The organism is Streptomyces sp. NBC_00885, from assembly GCF_045207475.1.
Taxonomy (GTDB): domain Bacteria; phylum Actinomycetota; class Actinomycetes; order Streptomycetales; family Streptomycetaceae; genus Streptomyces.
In genome coordinates this window covers 4,323,672-4,338,646 of sequence record NZ_CP108796.1, presented here as the reverse complement: position 1 = coordinate 4,338,646, position 14,975 = coordinate 4,323,672, and the positions used below count along the sequence as shown (strand labels likewise).

Sequence of the window (14,975 nt, the reverse complement as noted above, 5' to 3'; positions counted from 1 at the left end):
GCCGGTCAGCGTACGGGCGCCAGCTCCGGGTCCTCTCGGAGCTTGCCGAGCGCCCGCGACACCGCGCTCTTGACGGTGCCGACGGAAACCCCGAGCACCTCGGCCGTCTGGGCCTCGCTGAGATCCTCGTAGTACCGCAGCACCACCATCGCCCGCTGCCGGTCCGGCAGCTTCATCACGGCGCGCCACATCGCGTCGTGCAGCACCTGCTGCTCGGCGGGATCGGGCGTGGGCACGGTCTCGGGCTCGGGCAGCTCGTCGCACGCGAACTCGTCGACCTTGCGCTTGCGCCACTGCGAGGTGCGGGTGTTGAGCAGTGCGCGGCGCACATAGCCGTCGAGCGCCCGGTGGTCCTCGATCCGCTCCCACGCGACATATGTCTTCGTGAGCGCGGTCTGCAGCAGGTCCTCGGCGTCGCTCGGGTTCGCGGTGAGCGAGCGGGCTGTTCGCAGCAGCACGGGCCCCCGCGCCCGTACGTACGACGAAAACGATGAGTAGGTCGCATAGCGCGCGTTCGGCGTGTACGAGGCTGCCGGTGCGGCGGCCTTCGAAGCGCTTGTGCAGACTGGCGTGGTCATAGCTCCACGCTAGGAGCGGGCACTACGGTCGCGGATCGGCCCCAGGTCGCGAAGCGGTGTCCGCCTCAGGTTGTACGGGGGGTGCTGCCCCCACCTCCTGAAGGTGGAGGACACCCCGACGGTGGGATACGGGCAGCTGCGGCTTCGCATGGGTCCGTAAGCCGCCGTGAGCAGCAGTGAGCCGCCGCAAGCCGTCCCGCGGCCGTCCGTCAGCCGTCCGCACCCAGGACGAGCCCGGATGTGGGTACGCCGGTGCCCGCGGTGACCAACACCCTCGCCGCGCCCGGTATCTGGTTCACCGACGTGCCGCGCAGCTGTCTGACCGCCTCCGCGATGCCGTTCATCCCGTGCAGATACGCCTCGCCGAGCTGCCCGCCATGGGTGTTGAGCGGCAGCGCGTCCCCGGCCACGAACTCCGCTGCCTCGCCGGGTTTGCAGAACCCGAACTCCTCCAACTGCATCAGAACAAATGGGGTGAAATGGTCATAGATGATACCGACGTCGATATCGCCGGGGGCGAGCCCGGACGTCGCCCACAGCTGCCGGGCCACAACTCCCATCTCGGGCAGCCCGGTGAGATCGTCGCGGGAGAAGCTGGTCATCTGCTCCTGAGCACGTCCCGCACCCTGCGCGGCCGCGACGATCACCGCCGGCGGCTGCCGCAGATCACGGGCCCGCTCGGCGCTGGTGACGACGATCGCCTGGCCGCCGTCGGTCTCCTGGCAGCAGTCCAGGAGACGCAACGGCTCGACGATCCAGCGCGACGCTGCATGGTCGGCGAGCGTGATCGGCTTCCCGTAGAAGTACGCGGCGGGGTTGTTCGCCGCGTGACGGCGGTCGGTGACGGCGACATGGCCGAACGCGTCGGGCGTCAGCCCGTACGTATGCAGATAGCGCTGCGCGGCCATGGCCACCCACGAGGCGGGGGTGAGCAGCCCGAAGGGGAGGTTCCAGCCGAGCGCCGTGCCTTCGGCGGACGGCTCGCGGTGCTGCACCCCCGAGCCGAAGCGCCGACCGGACCGTTCGTTGAACGCCCGGTAGCAGACGACGACTTCGGCGATCCCGGAGGCGACGGCGAGGGCCGCCTGCTGCACGGTGGCGCAGGCCGCGCCGCCTCCGTAGTGAATACGGGAGAAGAAGGACAGCTCGCCGATGCCCGCCGCCTGTGCGACGGTGATCTCCGGGCTGGTGTCCATGGTGAAGGTCACCAGGCCGTCGACGTCGGCGGGGGAGAGGCCGGCGTCGTCGAGTGCGGCACGCACCGCCTCGACGGCCAGCTTCAGTTCGCTGCGGCCGGAGTCCTTGGAGAACTCGGTCGCCCCTATGCCCACGACGGCCGCCCTGCTCCCGAGCGTGTCCCGGCTGCGGATGCTCATAGGGCTCCCTCCGGGCTCGGTGCGAGGCTCACGGTAACCGTGCCGGTGACGTGGTTGCCGATGCCGTTGGCGCCGACGACCCGCACTTCGGCGGTGCCGCCCTCGACGGAGGTGACCGTGCCGCTCAACACCATCGTGTCTCCCGGGTAGTTGGGGGCGCCGAGGCGGATCGCGACCTTGCGGAGCACGGCACGCTCCCCGAGGCAGTCGGTGATGTACCGCCCGACCAGGCCGTTGGTCGTCAGGATGTTCATGAAGATGTCCGGGGATCCCCTCTCCTTCGCGAGCTCCGTGTCGTGATGCACGTCCTGGTAGTCGCGCGAGGCAACGGCTCCGGCGACGATCAGGGTGCGGGTGATGGGGATGGTGAGCGGCGGGAGTTCGTCACCGGCTTTCACGTACGGGCTCCTTTGTGAGTACGGGCTCCTCTGCGGTTGTCACGGGCTCCTGTGCGGTTACGGGCTCCTGCGCGAGCAACTGGCCGAGTTCGGCCAGGAGTTCCGGACCGCAGCCGAGGTAGGCGTCCAGCTGGCGGCCCCACAGGAAGTGGCGGTGGACCGGATGGTCCAGGTCGGCACCGGTCCCGCCGTGCAGATGCTGCCCGGCGTGGACGACGCGCCGGCCGGCCTCGGAGGCCCACCACGCGGCGGTCAGCACTTCGGCGGCCGCGTCGAGCCCCTCGTCCAGCCTCCAGGCGGCCTCGTAGGCCGTGACCCGTATCGCCTCGGTGTCCATGTACGCGTCCGCGGCGCGCAGCAGCACGCCCTGGTTGGTGGAGAGCGGACGCCCGAACTGCTCGCGGACCGAGGTGTGTTCGACGGCCCGGGCGAGCGAGCCCGCGCACACCCCGGCCTGCAGTCCCGCGAATGCGGTACGGCCCAGGGCGAGCACGGACTCGTACGCACCCGGCCCGCCCAGCCGCTCGCCCGGGGCGCCGGACAGCACGAGCCGCCCCGCCGACCAGGGCGCCGTGGTCTCCACGTCCGTCACCTGCGCATCCGCGGTTCGTACGAGCCACAGCGCCCGGCCGGCGTCCGGAACCAGTACGTGCGTGGCATCCCGCAGCCAGGGCACGAGCGGCACCGAGCCGCTCAGCCGGTTCGGCGCCAGGACCTGCACGCCGCCGCGTGCCGGGAACGCCCCGGTCGCCACCGCCGTGCCCTCGCCCAGCGCAGGCAGCAGCCGGGCCCGCTGCTCGTCCGTGCCGTGCGCCGCCACCGCCAGCACTCCGTAGACGCAGGTCGCGGCGAACGGCACCTGAGCGGTGGTCCGTCCCTGCTCCTCCAGAAGCAGCACAAGACCGAGCAGACCTATGTCCTCGGCGGCCCCCGGAAGGCCTGCCGCGCACAGCGCCTTCCACAACTCCGCGTCCGTACCTGTCCCGGCGGCGACCAGCCGATCATGCGTGGAGAGATCACCGAATATCCGCGCCGCCAGGTCCCGGGCGGTGCTCTGATCCTGCGTGGGCGTGAAGTCCATCAGCCCGCACCCCCGTGCGCGCCACTGAAGACCGGCAGCTCCAACTCCTCGTCCACCCGCAGGAATTCGAGCCGTACCGGCATCCCGATCCGCACCTTGTCGTACGGCACGCCGACCACATTGCTGACCATGCGAACGCCCTCGGCCAGCTCGATCAGCCCCACCGCGTACGGCGGGTCGAAGGCCGGGAAGGGCGGGTGGTGCATCACCACGTACGAGTAGACCGTCCCGGCGCCGCCCGCCTCGACCGTGTCCCATTCCGCCGAGCCGCACGCCCCGCATCCCGGCAGCCAGGGCATGCGCAGCGTCCCGCACCCGCCGCACCGCTGGATGAGCAGTTTGTGTGCGGCCACCCCCTCCCAGAATCCGGCGTTGTCCCGGTTGATCACCGGCCGCGGCCGTCTGACCGTGGCGGGCTTCGGTTTCCGCCGGGCCGGTGCGTACTTGAGGATCCGGAAGCGATGCGTCCCGGCCGGTTCGCCGTCAGCTCGCACGTCCATGCGTGTCGTGACGAAGTGGCCCGCCCCCAGCTTCGTCGTCTTGAGCTCCGAGACCGACTCGATCACCGCGTCGAAGGTGATCCGGTCCCCGGGCCTGAGCGGCCGCAAATACTCCTGCTCGCAGTCGGTCGCGACGACCGAGGTGTAGCCCGCCTCGTCGAGCAGTCCGAACAGCTCGTCGTGCACCGGCGACCGGTCCGTGTGGCCCGAGAGACCGCCCATCGTCCAGGCCTGCAGCATCGTCGGCGGCGCTATGGCGTCCGGACCGCTGTAGGCGGGGTTGGTGTCCCCCATCGCCTCGCACCAGTGCCTGATCATCGGTTCGTTGACCAGGTCCTTGCCGACGCCCGAGGTGGTGGCCGCCCGCCCCTCGTACGCCTTCAACCGCTCATACAGGTCCGTCACCGCTTCCCCCTCCTCATGCCGAGTCGCATCGTGGCGACGATCTCCCGCTGCACCTCGCTCACCCCGCCCCCGAAGGTGTTGATCTGCGCCGCCCTGTTCATCCGCTCCAGCTCCCCGTCGCCCAGCGGACGCTCCCCGGCACCGATGTCGAGCGAGCCGGGCGATCCGGCCCGGATCATCCCCGCTTCCCCCGTGATTTCCTGGCACATGCGATACGCCTCGACCGCGGATTCAGTTCCCGCGAACTTCACGCCACTCGCGTCGCCGGGGGCCAGTCGGCCCGCCCCCACATCCCCCACCAAACGCCAGTTGAGCAGGCGCGTTGCCGCGATCCTGGCATGTACCTCGGCCGCTCTGAATTGGACCCACGGCACGTCAATCCGGCGCTCGCCCGTCACTGGATCGGGTGTGCGGGCCCGCTCCAGCACCGCCGCGTAGAAATCCTCGGCCTGCATTCCGATCGCCGCGAGCGCCACCCGCTCGTGGTTGAGCTGGTTGGTGATCAGTCCCCAGCCGCCGTTCTCCTCGCCGACGAGGTTCACGGCGGGTACCCGTATCCCGTCGTAGTACGTCGACGTCGTGGCCAGGCCGCCCACCGTCTCGATCGGCGTCCACGAGAAGCCCGGGGCGATGGTCGGCACCAGGATGATCGAGATGCCCTTGTGCTTGGGCGCCTGCGGGTCCGTACGGCAGGCGAGCCAGATCCAGTCGGCGTTCTGGGCGTTGCTGGTGAAGACCTTCTGTCCGTCGACGACCCAGGAGTCGCCGTCCCGGACGGCACGCGTACGCAGCGAGGCAAGGTCCGTCCCGGCCTCCGGCTCGCTGTAGCCGATCGCGAAGACGAGATCGCCGCTGAGGATGCGCGGCAGGAAGAAGGACTTCTGCTGTTCGGTTCCGTACTTCATCAGGGTCGGACCGACGGTGTTCAGGGTCACCATGGAGACGGGCGCACCGGCGCGGTACGCCTCGTCGAAGAAGACGAACTGCTCGTCGGGGCCGCGCCCCTGGCCTCCGTACTCCACGGGCCAGCCGAGACCGAGCATCCCGTCCGCCCCGATGCGTCGCAGCAGCCGCCTGCGGCCCGGTTCGTCGGCGGCGGGCGGCGGTCCGTCCGGCATCAGTTCTCGGAAGTACGAGCGAAGTTCGGCGCGCAGCTGCTGCTGCCGCTCCGTCGGGGCGAGGTGCACGGCGGCCGCCTCCCGGGCGTACGGATCAGGGTTTCTGACTGTCCGTCAGATACGTGTGCCCTGTCAAGGTCAGCCGCAGTCCCGGCCGCCGGCACGAATGCCTCCGTGCGCACAGCAGCCTGCGCGACGGCACCGAAGTACCGCCGCGCAGGCTGTCGTTCACCCCTTGGTCGAACCCCCCATCGGGCCGGTCACCACCACAGTTCCGTGAAGTTCACCACCGCATGGGACTGGTCGATCGCCGTGAAGCCGGAGCCGCTCACGCTTGCTGTGTGGTTCTGATTGGACGCTCCGGCTCCGTTCGCCACCTGGTGGGTGGTGGTCGAATTTCCCCAGTTGTCGCCGGCGACTCCGCTGCCGATGACCGAGGCCACTGCCGCGTTCGATCCGTCGTCCGCGAAGGTGCCGTTGTCGGCCTGGGCGACACCCGAGAAGAGTGCGGCAGCGAGGGGCAGGGCAGCGACGGCGGCGACAGCTCGGGCGGTACGGATGCATGCCATGTCATTTCCTCCATGAACTGGAACTGCGGAACTACGGCTTGACTACGGCTTGTTCAGGGCAGTTGGCCGACCGCCCGGGATCGTGATCACGACGTCGCGAGATCAGAGTTGCCCACGGAATCCCCGGCGAACCACCCCGGACACCCCAATTCCCCCTCAAGCGTGAGGATATGTCGATAAACCCCCTTCACACCCTCAGAACCCCAGCTCAGGCCCGCGCGCACTCCGAAACCCGGGCAAGGCAGGGAGGGAGCGGTACGGCATATTTTCGGCCGATCTCCCCCGCGCCCGCCATGGCGGTCCCCCCTTCCCTTCTTCGAACACCTGTACGAACATAGAGGCATGGCCACCACCGACCGGCAGAACGCCACCCTGGCCCTCGCCCACGCTCTCTCCGCCGCGGAGCGCGGGCTCCCCGTCATTCCCCTGTCCCCCAGCAAGCTCCCCGCCCTGCGCTCCCCCCACCGGGGCGAGGCCGAGCCGGTCCTCTGCCGCGGCGAATGCGGCCTCCCCGGCCACGGCGTCCACGACGCCACCACCGACCCCGCAGGCGTCCGCGCCCTCTTCGCCGCCGCCCCCTGGGCCACCGGCTACGGCATCGCCTGCGGACGCCCGCCGCACCATCTGATCGGCATCGACCTCGACACCAAGTCCTCGACCGACTCCGTCGCCGCGCTCCAGGACCTGGCCCTGCGCCACCTCTTCACCATCCCCGAGACGGTCACCGTGCTGACCCCGAGCGGCGGCCGCCACCTCTGGCTGACCGGCCCGCCCGACATCGTCGTCCCGAACTCCGCGAGCAGGCTCGCCCCCGGCATCGACGTACGCGGCGCGGGCGGCTATCTCGTCGGTCCCGGCTCGGTCAGCGCCCACGGCGCCTACCGCCTGGCCCCCGGCACGGCCGAGCTGTCCCCCGCGCCCTGCCCCCGCGCACTCCTGCGCCTCGTGACACCCCCCGCACGCCCCCACCACGCCACACAGGCCGGCCCGGCCCGCCCGGCGCAGGGCAACGGCCTGGTCCAGTTCGTCCTCGCCGCGCACGAGGGCCAGCGCAACACCCGCCTGTTCTGGGCGGCCTGCCGCGCCTACGAGAACGGCTTCGGCGACGAGCTCGCGGACGCCCTCACCGAGGCGGCGGTCCAGGCGGGCCTGTCCGAACGGGAGGCCCGCGCGACGATCGCCTCGGCGGAACGGCTCACCTCGGGGCGCCGCCGCTGAACAGGTCCCGTGAGCGGGTCCCGCCGCCGGGCTCCCGCGTGCGCCGGGGGCGCGAACCCTGTCGTCGGCCCGGACCAGCAGGCCTCGAGCAGATGCTCGCCGGCTTCGAACCGGACCAGCCGTGAATCGCGGCAGGACGGGACATGCGAACGGCCCGGACCGGCTTCGTTGACCGGTCCGGGCCGATTCGTCACACAACCTGCGGTGAGTGCTCCAGACTTCGGGCGACGTCTTGTGCGTTCAGCCCTGGGCCTCGGCGTCGGCGACGGCGATCGCGATACCGAGTGCTTGGGCGATGTTGCCCGCTGCCGTCATGACACGGGCTGTACCCACGATGGGGGCGATGGCGACCAGTACGTCCTGCAGCTGGTCGGCGGTCATACCCGCCTGGAGAGCGGGGTCGATGTTGGCGACGTAGGAAATCGGCGGAGCGTCCGAGGCGGCGAGGGCCGCGATGCGGGTGAGCATGAACGTGTCCGGGGGCAGCCCGCACCGCTCAACCGAGTCGACCGTCATCGCGGCGAGGGTGTCCAGTACCGGGGTTTCAGATGCTGTGGCCATGGCAGGGTCGTCTCCTGTTGGTGTCGAACGAGGATCAACGGGCGGAAGGTGGTGCTCCGCATCCCGGTGCAGCGTCTACTGCTCGACCGTAAGTCCGTTCCGCCCGGATTGCCTGTCGAGGGTGGCTCTGTGAGAAGGGACAGCACTTCGACAGCGGCGCGGGAGGCAGTTGAGCACCGTGGCGAGCCGGGGGCCGAGGCCCTCCCGCATCACACGGCCCGGTCTCCCCCGGCGCGGCGCTTCGAATCGAGGGCCGCGGCACCGGCGCATCCGGCGGCGGCCAGCACGGAGCCCAGCACGGCCGGGTTGACGTAGCCGGGAACCGACTCGGCGGCGTAGCTTCCGCCGCCTTTGTCTCGCAGACGAACCGGAGGGGCACATAGTCCACGGTGTAGTCGACGACGTACAGCGCTCGCTCCCACCCTCCGTAGGCGGCACGCACCGGTAGCTGCGGCGAGCTGCCCGGATACACGAAGGCGGCCGGGGATCACGTCCTGGCGTCCGGATGAGGAGGACACTGATCCCATGGCCCTACCCAGAACGCATCACTGCCCGGCCTGCTCGGACGATGCCTCGCCGCAGACAGTCCTTCACGAAGACCTCGTCGTCGGAGCACCGCTGTCCATGGAGGATCTCACCGACGAGCAGCGCCTCGACCGGTTCGCCCGCAAGTACGCCCACGACGGCTGCGAGGTCAGAGAAGTCCGGCGGGTCCCGCACGACGGCTTGAGCGGCTACGCCTGGTCCGTCCGCTTCGTCGAGAGTTCCTGAACCTCGCCGGAACCAACGACCCAGCGCCGAGCTCCGGCACCGGGGCGCCCGTCACCCCAGCTGATCATGGTCGCGTCACTGGAGCCCGTCCGTCGCGAGCCTGCGGCAGTCGCGATGTCCAGCACATACGCGCCGAGTTGGCCACCACGCGCGCCCCGGCACTGCAGCCAAGTGTGTCAATCACTTGACACACTTCCGCCCGCAGGCAATTGTGTCAGGTAGTTAATACACCTTGCGGGAGGGAAGGGGGCGGCATGTCTTCTGCCGCAGGAACGGCAGGCACGTGGCGGGCGAGGCTCGATACCCCCGTGCGATGGGCCGGTGCGGCAACCGGTCTGGCTGTCAACGCGCTGATCTCCTTCAGCCCCGAGCCTGATGTGGACCTGCTGTACGGATTCCCCGTGTTCGGCCTGTGCGCCATGGCTGGCGCGTTCACGGCAGATGTGATCGCGCGCCCGAGTCCTGGCCGACTGCGAGTGGCCGAGGTGGCTCCGCGCCGGATCCGTGACCAACTGCCCCGAATCCTGACTGCCGCACTGGCCACCCAGGCTGTTGTCTTGCTGGTCCTCCAGATCGTTGCCGCCACAACGGCTTCGGCGGACAATGACGGCCGTTCAGGTCATGCTCTGTCCGTCACGTGCCCGGCGGGCACCCATCTGCTCTCGCCCTGGCCCGGCCCGTACTACGCCTGGCCGGCCCTCGGCGGTCTCGCCCTCGGTACCGTCGCCTGCGCACTGTTCCTGCGCCGTGTCACCGCGCGCTTCGGGAGCGACGACCAACGCCGCACGAGCGTCCGGGCGGCAGTCGGCGCATGGGGAGTGCTGGTGACCGCCCCTCTTTTCGCTGTCTCGTCGACGATGGGCGTCGTTGCGCTGAGCTCGCCCTGTGCGGGAGGGATGATGCAGGTGGCCTCGTGGGGACTGGTAGCCACTGCCCTCGCCTCTGCGCTGACGGCGGGTCACTGTCTGTGCGTCCTGTTGCTGCCGCAGGCCTACGGCAAGGCGCGGCCATGACATTCAACGGCATCAGCATCAGCGTCAACCACGCTTCCCCTGTCCCCCCGTACGAGCAACTCCGCTCGCAGCTAGCCGATTTGATCTCAGTCGGCCGACTGCGTCAGGGGGAAAAACTGCCGTCCGTGCGCCAGCTCGCCTCCGACCTCGGGCTCGCCAACAACACCGTTGTGCGGGCGTACCGCGAATTGGAGACTGCGGGCCTCGTCAAGAGCCGCCGAGGTTCCGGCACCCAGGTCGTCGCCCCGGCGGCCACCACCGACGTCAAAGCGAAGCTCGCGGAACACGCAAGCAGTTTCGCGGCTGCCGCCCAGCAGCTCAACGCCACCCACGAGGAAGCTCTTGCGGCGATCCGGCACGCACTCGCAAGTCTCGATACACCGTGACCCCAGAGGTACGGCGGATCATGCCGGCGTGCCGAAAATCCCATGTCGGCTCCGGCGCCCGCGGCCGTAGCCTCGGGGCGTGCTCCAACTCGTCCTTGCCGCATCGGTGTTCACCGTGGCCGCCGCCGTGTACGGGGCCATCGGCCTCCGGTGGCGGCGCCGGGCCCGGATCCGGCGCGAGATCCTCGGGCTGGTCGCCGCCCTGGACCTCGAGCCGTACCACACCGCCGCGATGGAGTCCCGGGCGACCGAGGCGGCCGCCGCCGAGCTGCTGCTCGGCGGGTAAGGACGACGACTGGCTGGACGACGACTGGTGGCCGGACGCGTTCCACTACCGGGCCACCGACCAGGAGGAGGAGCCCGACGACGAGCTCCACGGCGACGCCCGAGGCACGCCCCCTGGGACTTGTCCGCCCGATCAGGCGACTGCCTTGCCGCCTGCGCCGCCGGGGCGAAATGGATGACCTGTCAGGACCGCGGCGGCGGTCGGAGCCATCGGCGCCGTGACCCTGCGAGTCGTCGCACACCAGAAGCTCGGCGGGCCTCTGGGACCGTCTCAACACGTATCTGGCCTGCGGTACAAGGCAGTTCATTTGCCGACCAGGGCTGGTTGACCGTCCGTCACCTGTCCTGGCTGCGCCCCAGGCCTCGGCCCGGGCTGCGCAAGAACCGCGCTTTCAATCAGGGCTGAGCCCGCGCGACATCGCGAAATCACGGCGAGTAGGACTTCGGCGGTGGTTTGCCTGACGGTGCTGCTGCGGGCGAGAGGTCGCTTTCTGCAGGAGCGGAGGCGGCGCCGGCGTATTACCTCTGCGCCTTTACCTGGCGTCTTTGAATCCGTCAAGTCCCGAGCCCTCGGAACATGACCCGTTTGGACGATGCGGGCCTACTTGAAGTGCGGGCCTCACCGGAAACACCGGAAGGAAAACGAGGCCCCGGGGCACGTGAAAGTGCCTTTCACCATCAGGAGGAATCGTGACTCGCATTATCCGCAAGCGTAAGGGCACCAATCCCAAGCGTCGGCTCAGCTTCGCTACGGCTGTGGCGTCTGCCGTTGTGGTCGCCGGAGGCGTCATCCTGCCGGCCACCGCCGCAACTGCGGCCCCGACGTCCGGCACGTCGGTCGGGACCATGACCCCGGGGCATAAGGACAAGCACCACAAGAACTACTGCTGGAGCAAGCACCACAACAAGCACAACAAGCACAAGAAGAACAAGAAGCACTTCTGCTGGAGCAAGCACCACAAGTTCTACTGGGACGAGCACTACAAGTGCTACTACGTGGTGAAGTACCACCACAAGTGGTACTTCTGGGACACCTACAACGACTACGACTACTGGGAGAAGCACCACAAGGACCACTGGAATACCAAGGACAAGGATCACTGGAAGGACGAGCACGAGGTCGAGAAGACCAAGCCGGAGCCCGCGAAGCCGAAGCCGGACCCCGCGAAGCCGGACCCTGCCAAGCCGGACCCCGCGAAGCCGGACCCTGCCAAGCCGGACCCCGCGAAGCCGGACCCCGCCAAGCCGGACCCCGCCAAGCCGGCCCCGCCCCCGGTGGAACCGCCTGTTCAGCAGCTCCCCGCCAAGCCGGATCCCGCGAAGCCGGCCCCGCCCCCGGTGGAGCCGCCTGTTCAGCAGCTCCCCGCCAAGCCGGCCCCGGTTGTCCCTGTGCCGGTGGTCCCGGCCCCGGCCGTGTAGGGCACGGGTAGCGATGGCGGTAACGGCGGTGACGCCCGTCGACCAGCCCTCGCCGATGGACCGGACGGGTTCCTGACGCCCGGGCCGCGACGCCAGACGCGACGGGGTGGAGGCTTCACAGCCTTCACCCCGTCGCCTCGAGGGTCTGGGGCCCGGGGGCTTCAATCGTTGGTGAGGAACTGTTCGGCCCAGACTGTTTTTCCGGTGGGGGCGTGCCGCGTGCCCCAGCGTTGGGCGAGCTGGCCGACCAGCAGGAGGCCTCGTCCTCCTTCGTCGAAGGTCCGGGCGCGGCGCATGTGCGGGGCGGTGCTGCTGGAGTCGAACACCTCACAGATGAGGGTGCTGTTCTCGTGGATCAGGCGCAGTTGGATGGGCGGCAGGCCGTAGCGGATGGCGTTGGTGACGAGTTCGCTGACGACGAGTTCGGTGATGAACGCGGCGTCGTCCAGCTGCCAGGTGGTCAGTTGGTCGGTGGCGTACTGACGTGCCTGGGCGACGATGGCGGGGTCGAAGGCCAGGTCCCAGGTGGCGACCCGGTCGGCGTCAAGAGCCCGGGTGCGGGCGATGAGCAGGGCGATGTCGTCGTCGGGGCTGTGGGTCAGCATGGAGGTGAGGATCCTCTCGCAGACCATGTCCAGCGTCTTGGCGGGGCGGGCGAGGGCGGCGAACATCTTGTCCAGGGCGTCATCGATGTCGTGGTCGCGGACTTCGAGCACACCGTCGGTGTAGAGGGCGATCAGGCTGCCCTCGGGCAGTTCGGTCTCGAAGGTCTCGAACGGCAGGCCGCCCAGGCCCAGGGGTGGTCCGGCCGGGACGTCGAGGAAGCGGACAGCGCCGTCCGGGGTGACCACCGCGGGCGGGGGGTGGCCGGCCCGGGCGAGGGTGCAGCGGCGGGAGACCGGGTCGTAGACCGCGTACAGGCAAGTGGTGCCGATGCCTCCGGCGCTCTCGGCGGCGCCTTCCGTGCCGCCCTCGTCGGCGGACAGGTGGATGACGAGGTCGTCGAGATGGGTGAGCAGTTCGTCGGGCGGCAGGTCGACGTCGGCCAGGGTGCGCACCGCGGTGCGCAGCCTGCCCATGGTGGCGGAGGCACGGATGCCGTGGCCGACCACATCGCCCACGACGAGGGCCACCCGCATACCGGACAGCGGGATCACATCGAACCAGTCGCCGCCCACGCCGGCCCGGCTGTCGGCGGGCAGGTAGCGGGTGGCGACATCCAAGGCCCCCTGATCGGGCAGCGTCTGCGGGAGCAGGCTGCGCTGCAGGGTCATGGTCGTGGTGCGTTCCCGGGGGCGGTGGCGGACGCTGTGGATGCTGACGGCCGCTCTGGCCGTGAGTTCCTCGGCCAGCCACAGATCGTCCGGTTCGAAAGGCTCCGGGCGCTGGTGACGGCTGAAGAGGGCCACGCCGAGCGTGCTGCCGTGCGCCCGCATCGGCACCACCATCACCGAGTGGGTTCCCGCCTCGCGGATCCAGGCGGCGGCTCGGGGGTCCTGGGCCGCCCACCGGGCGACGGCCGGGTCGCTCACTTCGTACAGGGCGCCATGGCCCTGGGCCAGGCACTGGGCCACCGGTGACGACGCAGGGTAGCGGGAGGGCTCTCCCGCCCCGAAGGGGGAGACGTCGTCGTCGAGGACCGACCGCACAGCGGTGCGGTCCATGGTGAGGGGACCGGCCGCCGGGACGGGGGGCACCTCGCCACCGCGCTGGACGGCATCCAGCAGGTCGACGGCGGCGAAGTCCGCGAGGCGGGGGACGGCGACGTCGGCCAGTTCCTGCGCGGTGCGCTGAACGTCCGGGGTGGTGCCGATGCGGGCTCCGGCCTCGTTCAGCAGGAGCATTCGCTGCCGGGCGAGGTGCTCCTGCAGCGTGTCGTACGCCGACAGGCACACGCCGCGCACCCGGCCGTCGGGGTCTTTCAGCGGAGCCAGCGTGGTCGACCAGCCGTGCTCCGCGCTGACACCCGTCGGGCGGATGGAGGCCTCTGCGTGCTGCACCTCGCCGCTGTCCAGCGCCAGGCGCATCTTCGCCTCGGCCTGATCGCTCACAGGATGCGGCGCGAGGTCCGGCAGGCGCAGCCCGCGCATCTGGTCCTCGGTGAGGGACAGCGCACGCTCCATGCCGGCGTTGGCCCGCACCAGCCGCAGGTCCGCATCGAAGACCGCCAGGAGGCTGGGGGACTGGCGAAAGGCCCATTCCCCCAGCGCCTCGTCCCCGGGCGTGCGCGGCCGGCCCGCCACGGCGGACACCACCAGCCACTCGGCGACCGGGCCGTCCGGCCTGGGGCGGTGCACGAGCAGTCGCCGCTCGAGCCGGTGACCGTCCCGGTGCCGCAGCGCCACGGTGCCGCTCCACCTCTCCCGCCCAGCGGCATCCCGCAGCGCTCCATCATCGATGTCATCGCAGAGCAGCCGCGCGGCCCGGTGGCCCACGATCTCCGAGGGTGCGTAGCCCAGCAGCCGCCGGGCTCCCTCACTCCACCCCGTCACGATGCCTTGCTCGTCGACGGTGGCCGTGGCCGTGTAGGCCGACTCCGGCAGGGCGTCCGCCTGCGCCTGGTCACCGGGAGGGGTAGGAATTCGCTCCATCGGCGCTCATCTCGCCTTCGGGAACATGCACGGCCGGGCCCTCCTGACAAGCATGATCCTCAGGGGCACGGAGTACCAACCCGGCGCCGTCACGACGAGCCCTGCCCCTGCCTGTCTCATGACGCGACGGGCCGCTCAGGAACAGTGCCGCCCCGGCGGCTTTCACCGCCGGGCCCCGCCGGCCGGGACCACGCTGATCGCTCCGGTGGCGCGCCTGTGGAGGTGGCCTGTGACACCCCTGTGACAGTCGGCGGACACGGTCATGAAGTCACGCAGTCAGCCTTTTCGAAAGCGGACAAAATGCAGCATTTAGGCATTTATCCACTGCTTCCGAGGGTGTGAGCAGTGATGACCGAGCCGATTCGTCGGAGGAAATCCCATGCGTTTCGCACCCACCACGCTGCATACGGAAGCCCCCGCACCTGTGCTGGCCCCGCGTGAGCTGGAGACCCTTCGCCATATCGCCTCAGGGTGCACCTACCTGCAAGCGGCCCGTCAGATGGGGCTCTCCAAGCACACGGTCGACACCTATCTCCGCCGTATCCGGGCCAAGCTCAACATCAACAGCACCGCCGAACTCACCCGATGGGCCATTTCCCTGGGACTGTGACACCCAGGCCGCGGAGGTCGCGCTGCAACTCGGGGAAGTCCCAGTCCTCACCGGCCCGCGGCTCGTCGGTGGAGTCGTGCACACCACCGGTCGTCG

General features: G+C 69.9%; 16 protein-coding genes. 7 read left to right on the top strand and 9 right to left on the bottom strand.

Annotated features, from left to right (window positions below; translation table 11 throughout):
* Positions 1 to 5 precede the first annotated feature (5 nt).
* The 7 genes from OHA61_RS19660 to OHA61_RS19630 form a co-directional block, all read right to left on the bottom strand.
* Complete coding sequence (locus OHA61_RS19660; protein ID WP_266480768.1) at positions 6 to 578, bottom strand: SigE family RNA polymerase sigma factor; 573 nt, start codon at positions 576 to 578, stop codon at positions 6 to 8.
* Positions 579 to 787: 209 nt separating this feature from the next.
* The gene (locus OHA61_RS19655; protein WP_406304116.1) at positions 788 to 1,954 is read right to left on the bottom strand and encodes a lipid-transfer protein; all 1,167 of its coding nucleotides are present in this window, start codon (positions 1,952 to 1,954) and stop codon (positions 788 to 790) included.
* On the bottom strand, positions 1,951 to 2,352 hold the full coding sequence (locus OHA61_RS19650) for a MaoC family dehydratase (protein ID WP_389368738.1): 402 nt from the start codon (positions 2,350 to 2,352) through the stop codon (positions 1,951 to 1,953). The genes OHA61_RS19655 and OHA61_RS19650 overlap by 4 nt, the downstream gene beginning before the upstream one ends.
* Complete coding sequence (locus OHA61_RS19645) at positions 2,339 to 3,433, bottom strand: acyl-CoA dehydrogenase family protein (RefSeq protein WP_406304115.1); 1,095 nt, start codon at positions 3,431 to 3,433, stop codon at positions 2,339 to 2,341. Before OHA61_RS19645 ends, OHA61_RS19650 begins: the two co-directional genes overlap by 14 nt.
* Positions 3,433 to 4,338: a bifunctional MaoC family dehydratase N-terminal/OB-fold nucleic acid binding domain-containing protein gene (locus OHA61_RS19640; RefSeq protein WP_406304114.1), complete on the bottom strand. Its 906-nt coding sequence runs from the start codon at positions 4,336 to 4,338 to the stop codon at positions 3,433 to 3,435. The genes OHA61_RS19645 and OHA61_RS19640 overlap by 1 nt, the downstream gene beginning before the upstream one ends.
* Entirely contained in the window at positions 4,335 to 5,525 is a 1,191-nt protein-coding gene (locus OHA61_RS19635) for an acyl-CoA dehydrogenase family protein (RefSeq protein WP_406304113.1), read from the bottom strand. Before OHA61_RS19635 ends, OHA61_RS19640 begins: the two co-directional genes overlap by 4 nt.
* A gap of 191 nt (positions 5,526 to 5,716) precedes the next feature.
* Entirely contained in the window at positions 5,717 to 6,025 is a 309-nt protein-coding gene (locus OHA61_RS19630; RefSeq protein ID WP_406304112.1) for a hypothetical protein, read from the bottom strand.
* A gap of 342 nt (positions 6,026 to 6,367) precedes the next feature.
* Between OHA61_RS19630 and OHA61_RS19625 the strand changes: the two genes are divergently transcribed.
* On the top strand, positions 6,368 to 7,243 hold the full coding sequence (locus OHA61_RS19625; RefSeq protein WP_406304111.1) for a bifunctional DNA primase/polymerase: 876 nt from the start codon (positions 6,368 to 6,370) through the stop codon (positions 7,241 to 7,243).
* A gap of 240 nt (positions 7,244 to 7,483) precedes the next feature.
* On the opposite strand, the gene OHA61_RS19620 is transcribed toward OHA61_RS19625, so the two are convergent.
* Positions 7,484 to 7,804: a carboxymuconolactone decarboxylase family protein gene (locus OHA61_RS19620; RefSeq protein ID WP_406304110.1), complete on the bottom strand. Its 321-nt coding sequence runs from the start codon at positions 7,802 to 7,804 to the stop codon at positions 7,484 to 7,486.
* 525 nt (positions 7,805 to 8,329) lie between these two features.
* On the opposite strand from OHA61_RS19620, the gene OHA61_RS19615 reads away from it, so the two are divergent.
* From OHA61_RS19615 to OHA61_RS19595, 5 genes are all read left to right on the top strand, one after another.
* Positions 8,330 to 8,575 carry a hypothetical protein gene (locus OHA61_RS19615; protein ID WP_324975633.1) on the top strand — a complete coding sequence of 82 codons (246 nt, stop codon included), beginning with the start codon at positions 8,330 to 8,332 and terminating at the stop codon, positions 8,573 to 8,575.
* 254 nt (positions 8,576 to 8,829) lie between these two features.
* On the top strand, positions 8,830 to 9,588 hold the full coding sequence (locus OHA61_RS19610) for a hypothetical protein (RefSeq protein ID WP_406304109.1): 759 nt from the start codon (positions 8,830 to 8,832) through the stop codon (positions 9,586 to 9,588).
* Entirely contained in the window at positions 9,585 to 9,974 is a 390-nt protein-coding gene (locus tag OHA61_RS19605) for a GntR family transcriptional regulator (RefSeq protein ID WP_406304108.1), read from the top strand. The genes OHA61_RS19610 and OHA61_RS19605 overlap by 4 nt, the downstream gene beginning before the upstream one ends.
* 79 nt (positions 9,975 to 10,053) lie before the next feature.
* Positions 10,054 to 10,260, top strand: coding sequence for a hypothetical protein (locus tag OHA61_RS19600; protein ID WP_406304107.1), 207 nt, complete (start codon positions 10,054 to 10,056; stop codon positions 10,258 to 10,260).
* A gap of 689 nt (positions 10,261 to 10,949) precedes the next feature.
* Entirely contained in the window at positions 10,950 to 11,678 is a 729-nt protein-coding gene (locus OHA61_RS19595; protein ID WP_406304106.1) for a hypothetical protein, read from the top strand.
* A gap of 161 nt (positions 11,679 to 11,839) precedes the next feature.
* Here the strand turns inward: OHA61_RS19595 and OHA61_RS19590 are convergent, their stop codons facing one another.
* Positions 11,840 to 14,269, bottom strand: coding sequence for a SpoIIE family protein phosphatase (locus tag OHA61_RS19590; RefSeq protein ID WP_406304105.1), 2,430 nt, complete (start codon positions 14,267 to 14,269; stop codon positions 11,840 to 11,842).
* 379 nt (positions 14,270 to 14,648) lie between these two features.
* Here OHA61_RS19590 and OHA61_RS19585 point away from each other — a divergent pair, with 379 nt between their 5' ends.
* Entirely contained in the window at positions 14,649 to 14,879 is a 231-nt protein-coding gene (locus OHA61_RS19585; RefSeq protein WP_361901894.1) for a LuxR C-terminal-related transcriptional regulator, read from the top strand.
* The last annotated feature ends 96 nt before the right edge of the window (positions 14,880 to 14,975 follow it).

Excerpts from the sequence above, each read along its gene's own strand:
- OHA61_RS19615 (WP_324975633.1), top strand. The coding sequence starts at position 8,330 with ATGGCCCTACCCAGAACGCATCACTGCCCGGCCTGCTCGGACGATGCC.
- OHA61_RS19605 (WP_406304108.1), top strand. The coding sequence starts at position 9,585 with ATGACATTCAACGGCATCAGCATCAGCGTCAACCACGCTTCCCCTGTC.
- OHA61_RS19630 (WP_406304112.1), bottom strand. The coding sequence starts at position 6,025 with ATGGCATGCATCCGTACCGCCCGAGCTGTCGCCGCCGTCGCTGCCCTG.
- OHA61_RS19645 (WP_406304115.1), bottom strand. The coding sequence starts at position 3,433 with ATGGACTTCACGCCCACGCAGGATCAGAGCACCGCCCGGGACCTGGCG.
- OHA61_RS19625 (WP_406304111.1), top strand. The coding sequence starts at position 6,368 with ATGGCCACCACCGACCGGCAGAACGCCACCCTGGCCCTCGCCCACGCT.
- OHA61_RS19660 (WP_266480768.1), bottom strand. The coding sequence starts at position 578 with ATGACCACGCCAGTCTGCACAAGCGCTTCGAAGGCCGCCGCACCGGCA.
- OHA61_RS19590 (WP_406304105.1), bottom strand. The coding sequence starts at position 14,269 with ATGGAGCGAATTCCTACCCCTCCCGGTGACCAGGCGCAGGCGGACGCC.
- OHA61_RS19610 (WP_406304109.1), top strand. The coding sequence starts at position 8,830 with ATGTCTTCTGCCGCAGGAACGGCAGGCACGTGGCGGGCGAGGCTCGAT.
- OHA61_RS19585 (WP_361901894.1), top strand. The coding sequence starts at position 14,649 with ATGCGTTTCGCACCCACCACGCTGCATACGGAAGCCCCCGCACCTGTG.
- OHA61_RS19620 (WP_406304110.1), bottom strand. The coding sequence starts at position 7,804 with ATGGCCACAGCATCTGAAACCCCGGTACTGGACACCCTCGCCGCGATG.
- OHA61_RS19655 (WP_406304116.1), bottom strand. The coding sequence starts at position 1,954 with ATGAGCATCCGCAGCCGGGACACGCTCGGGAGCAGGGCGGCCGTCGTG.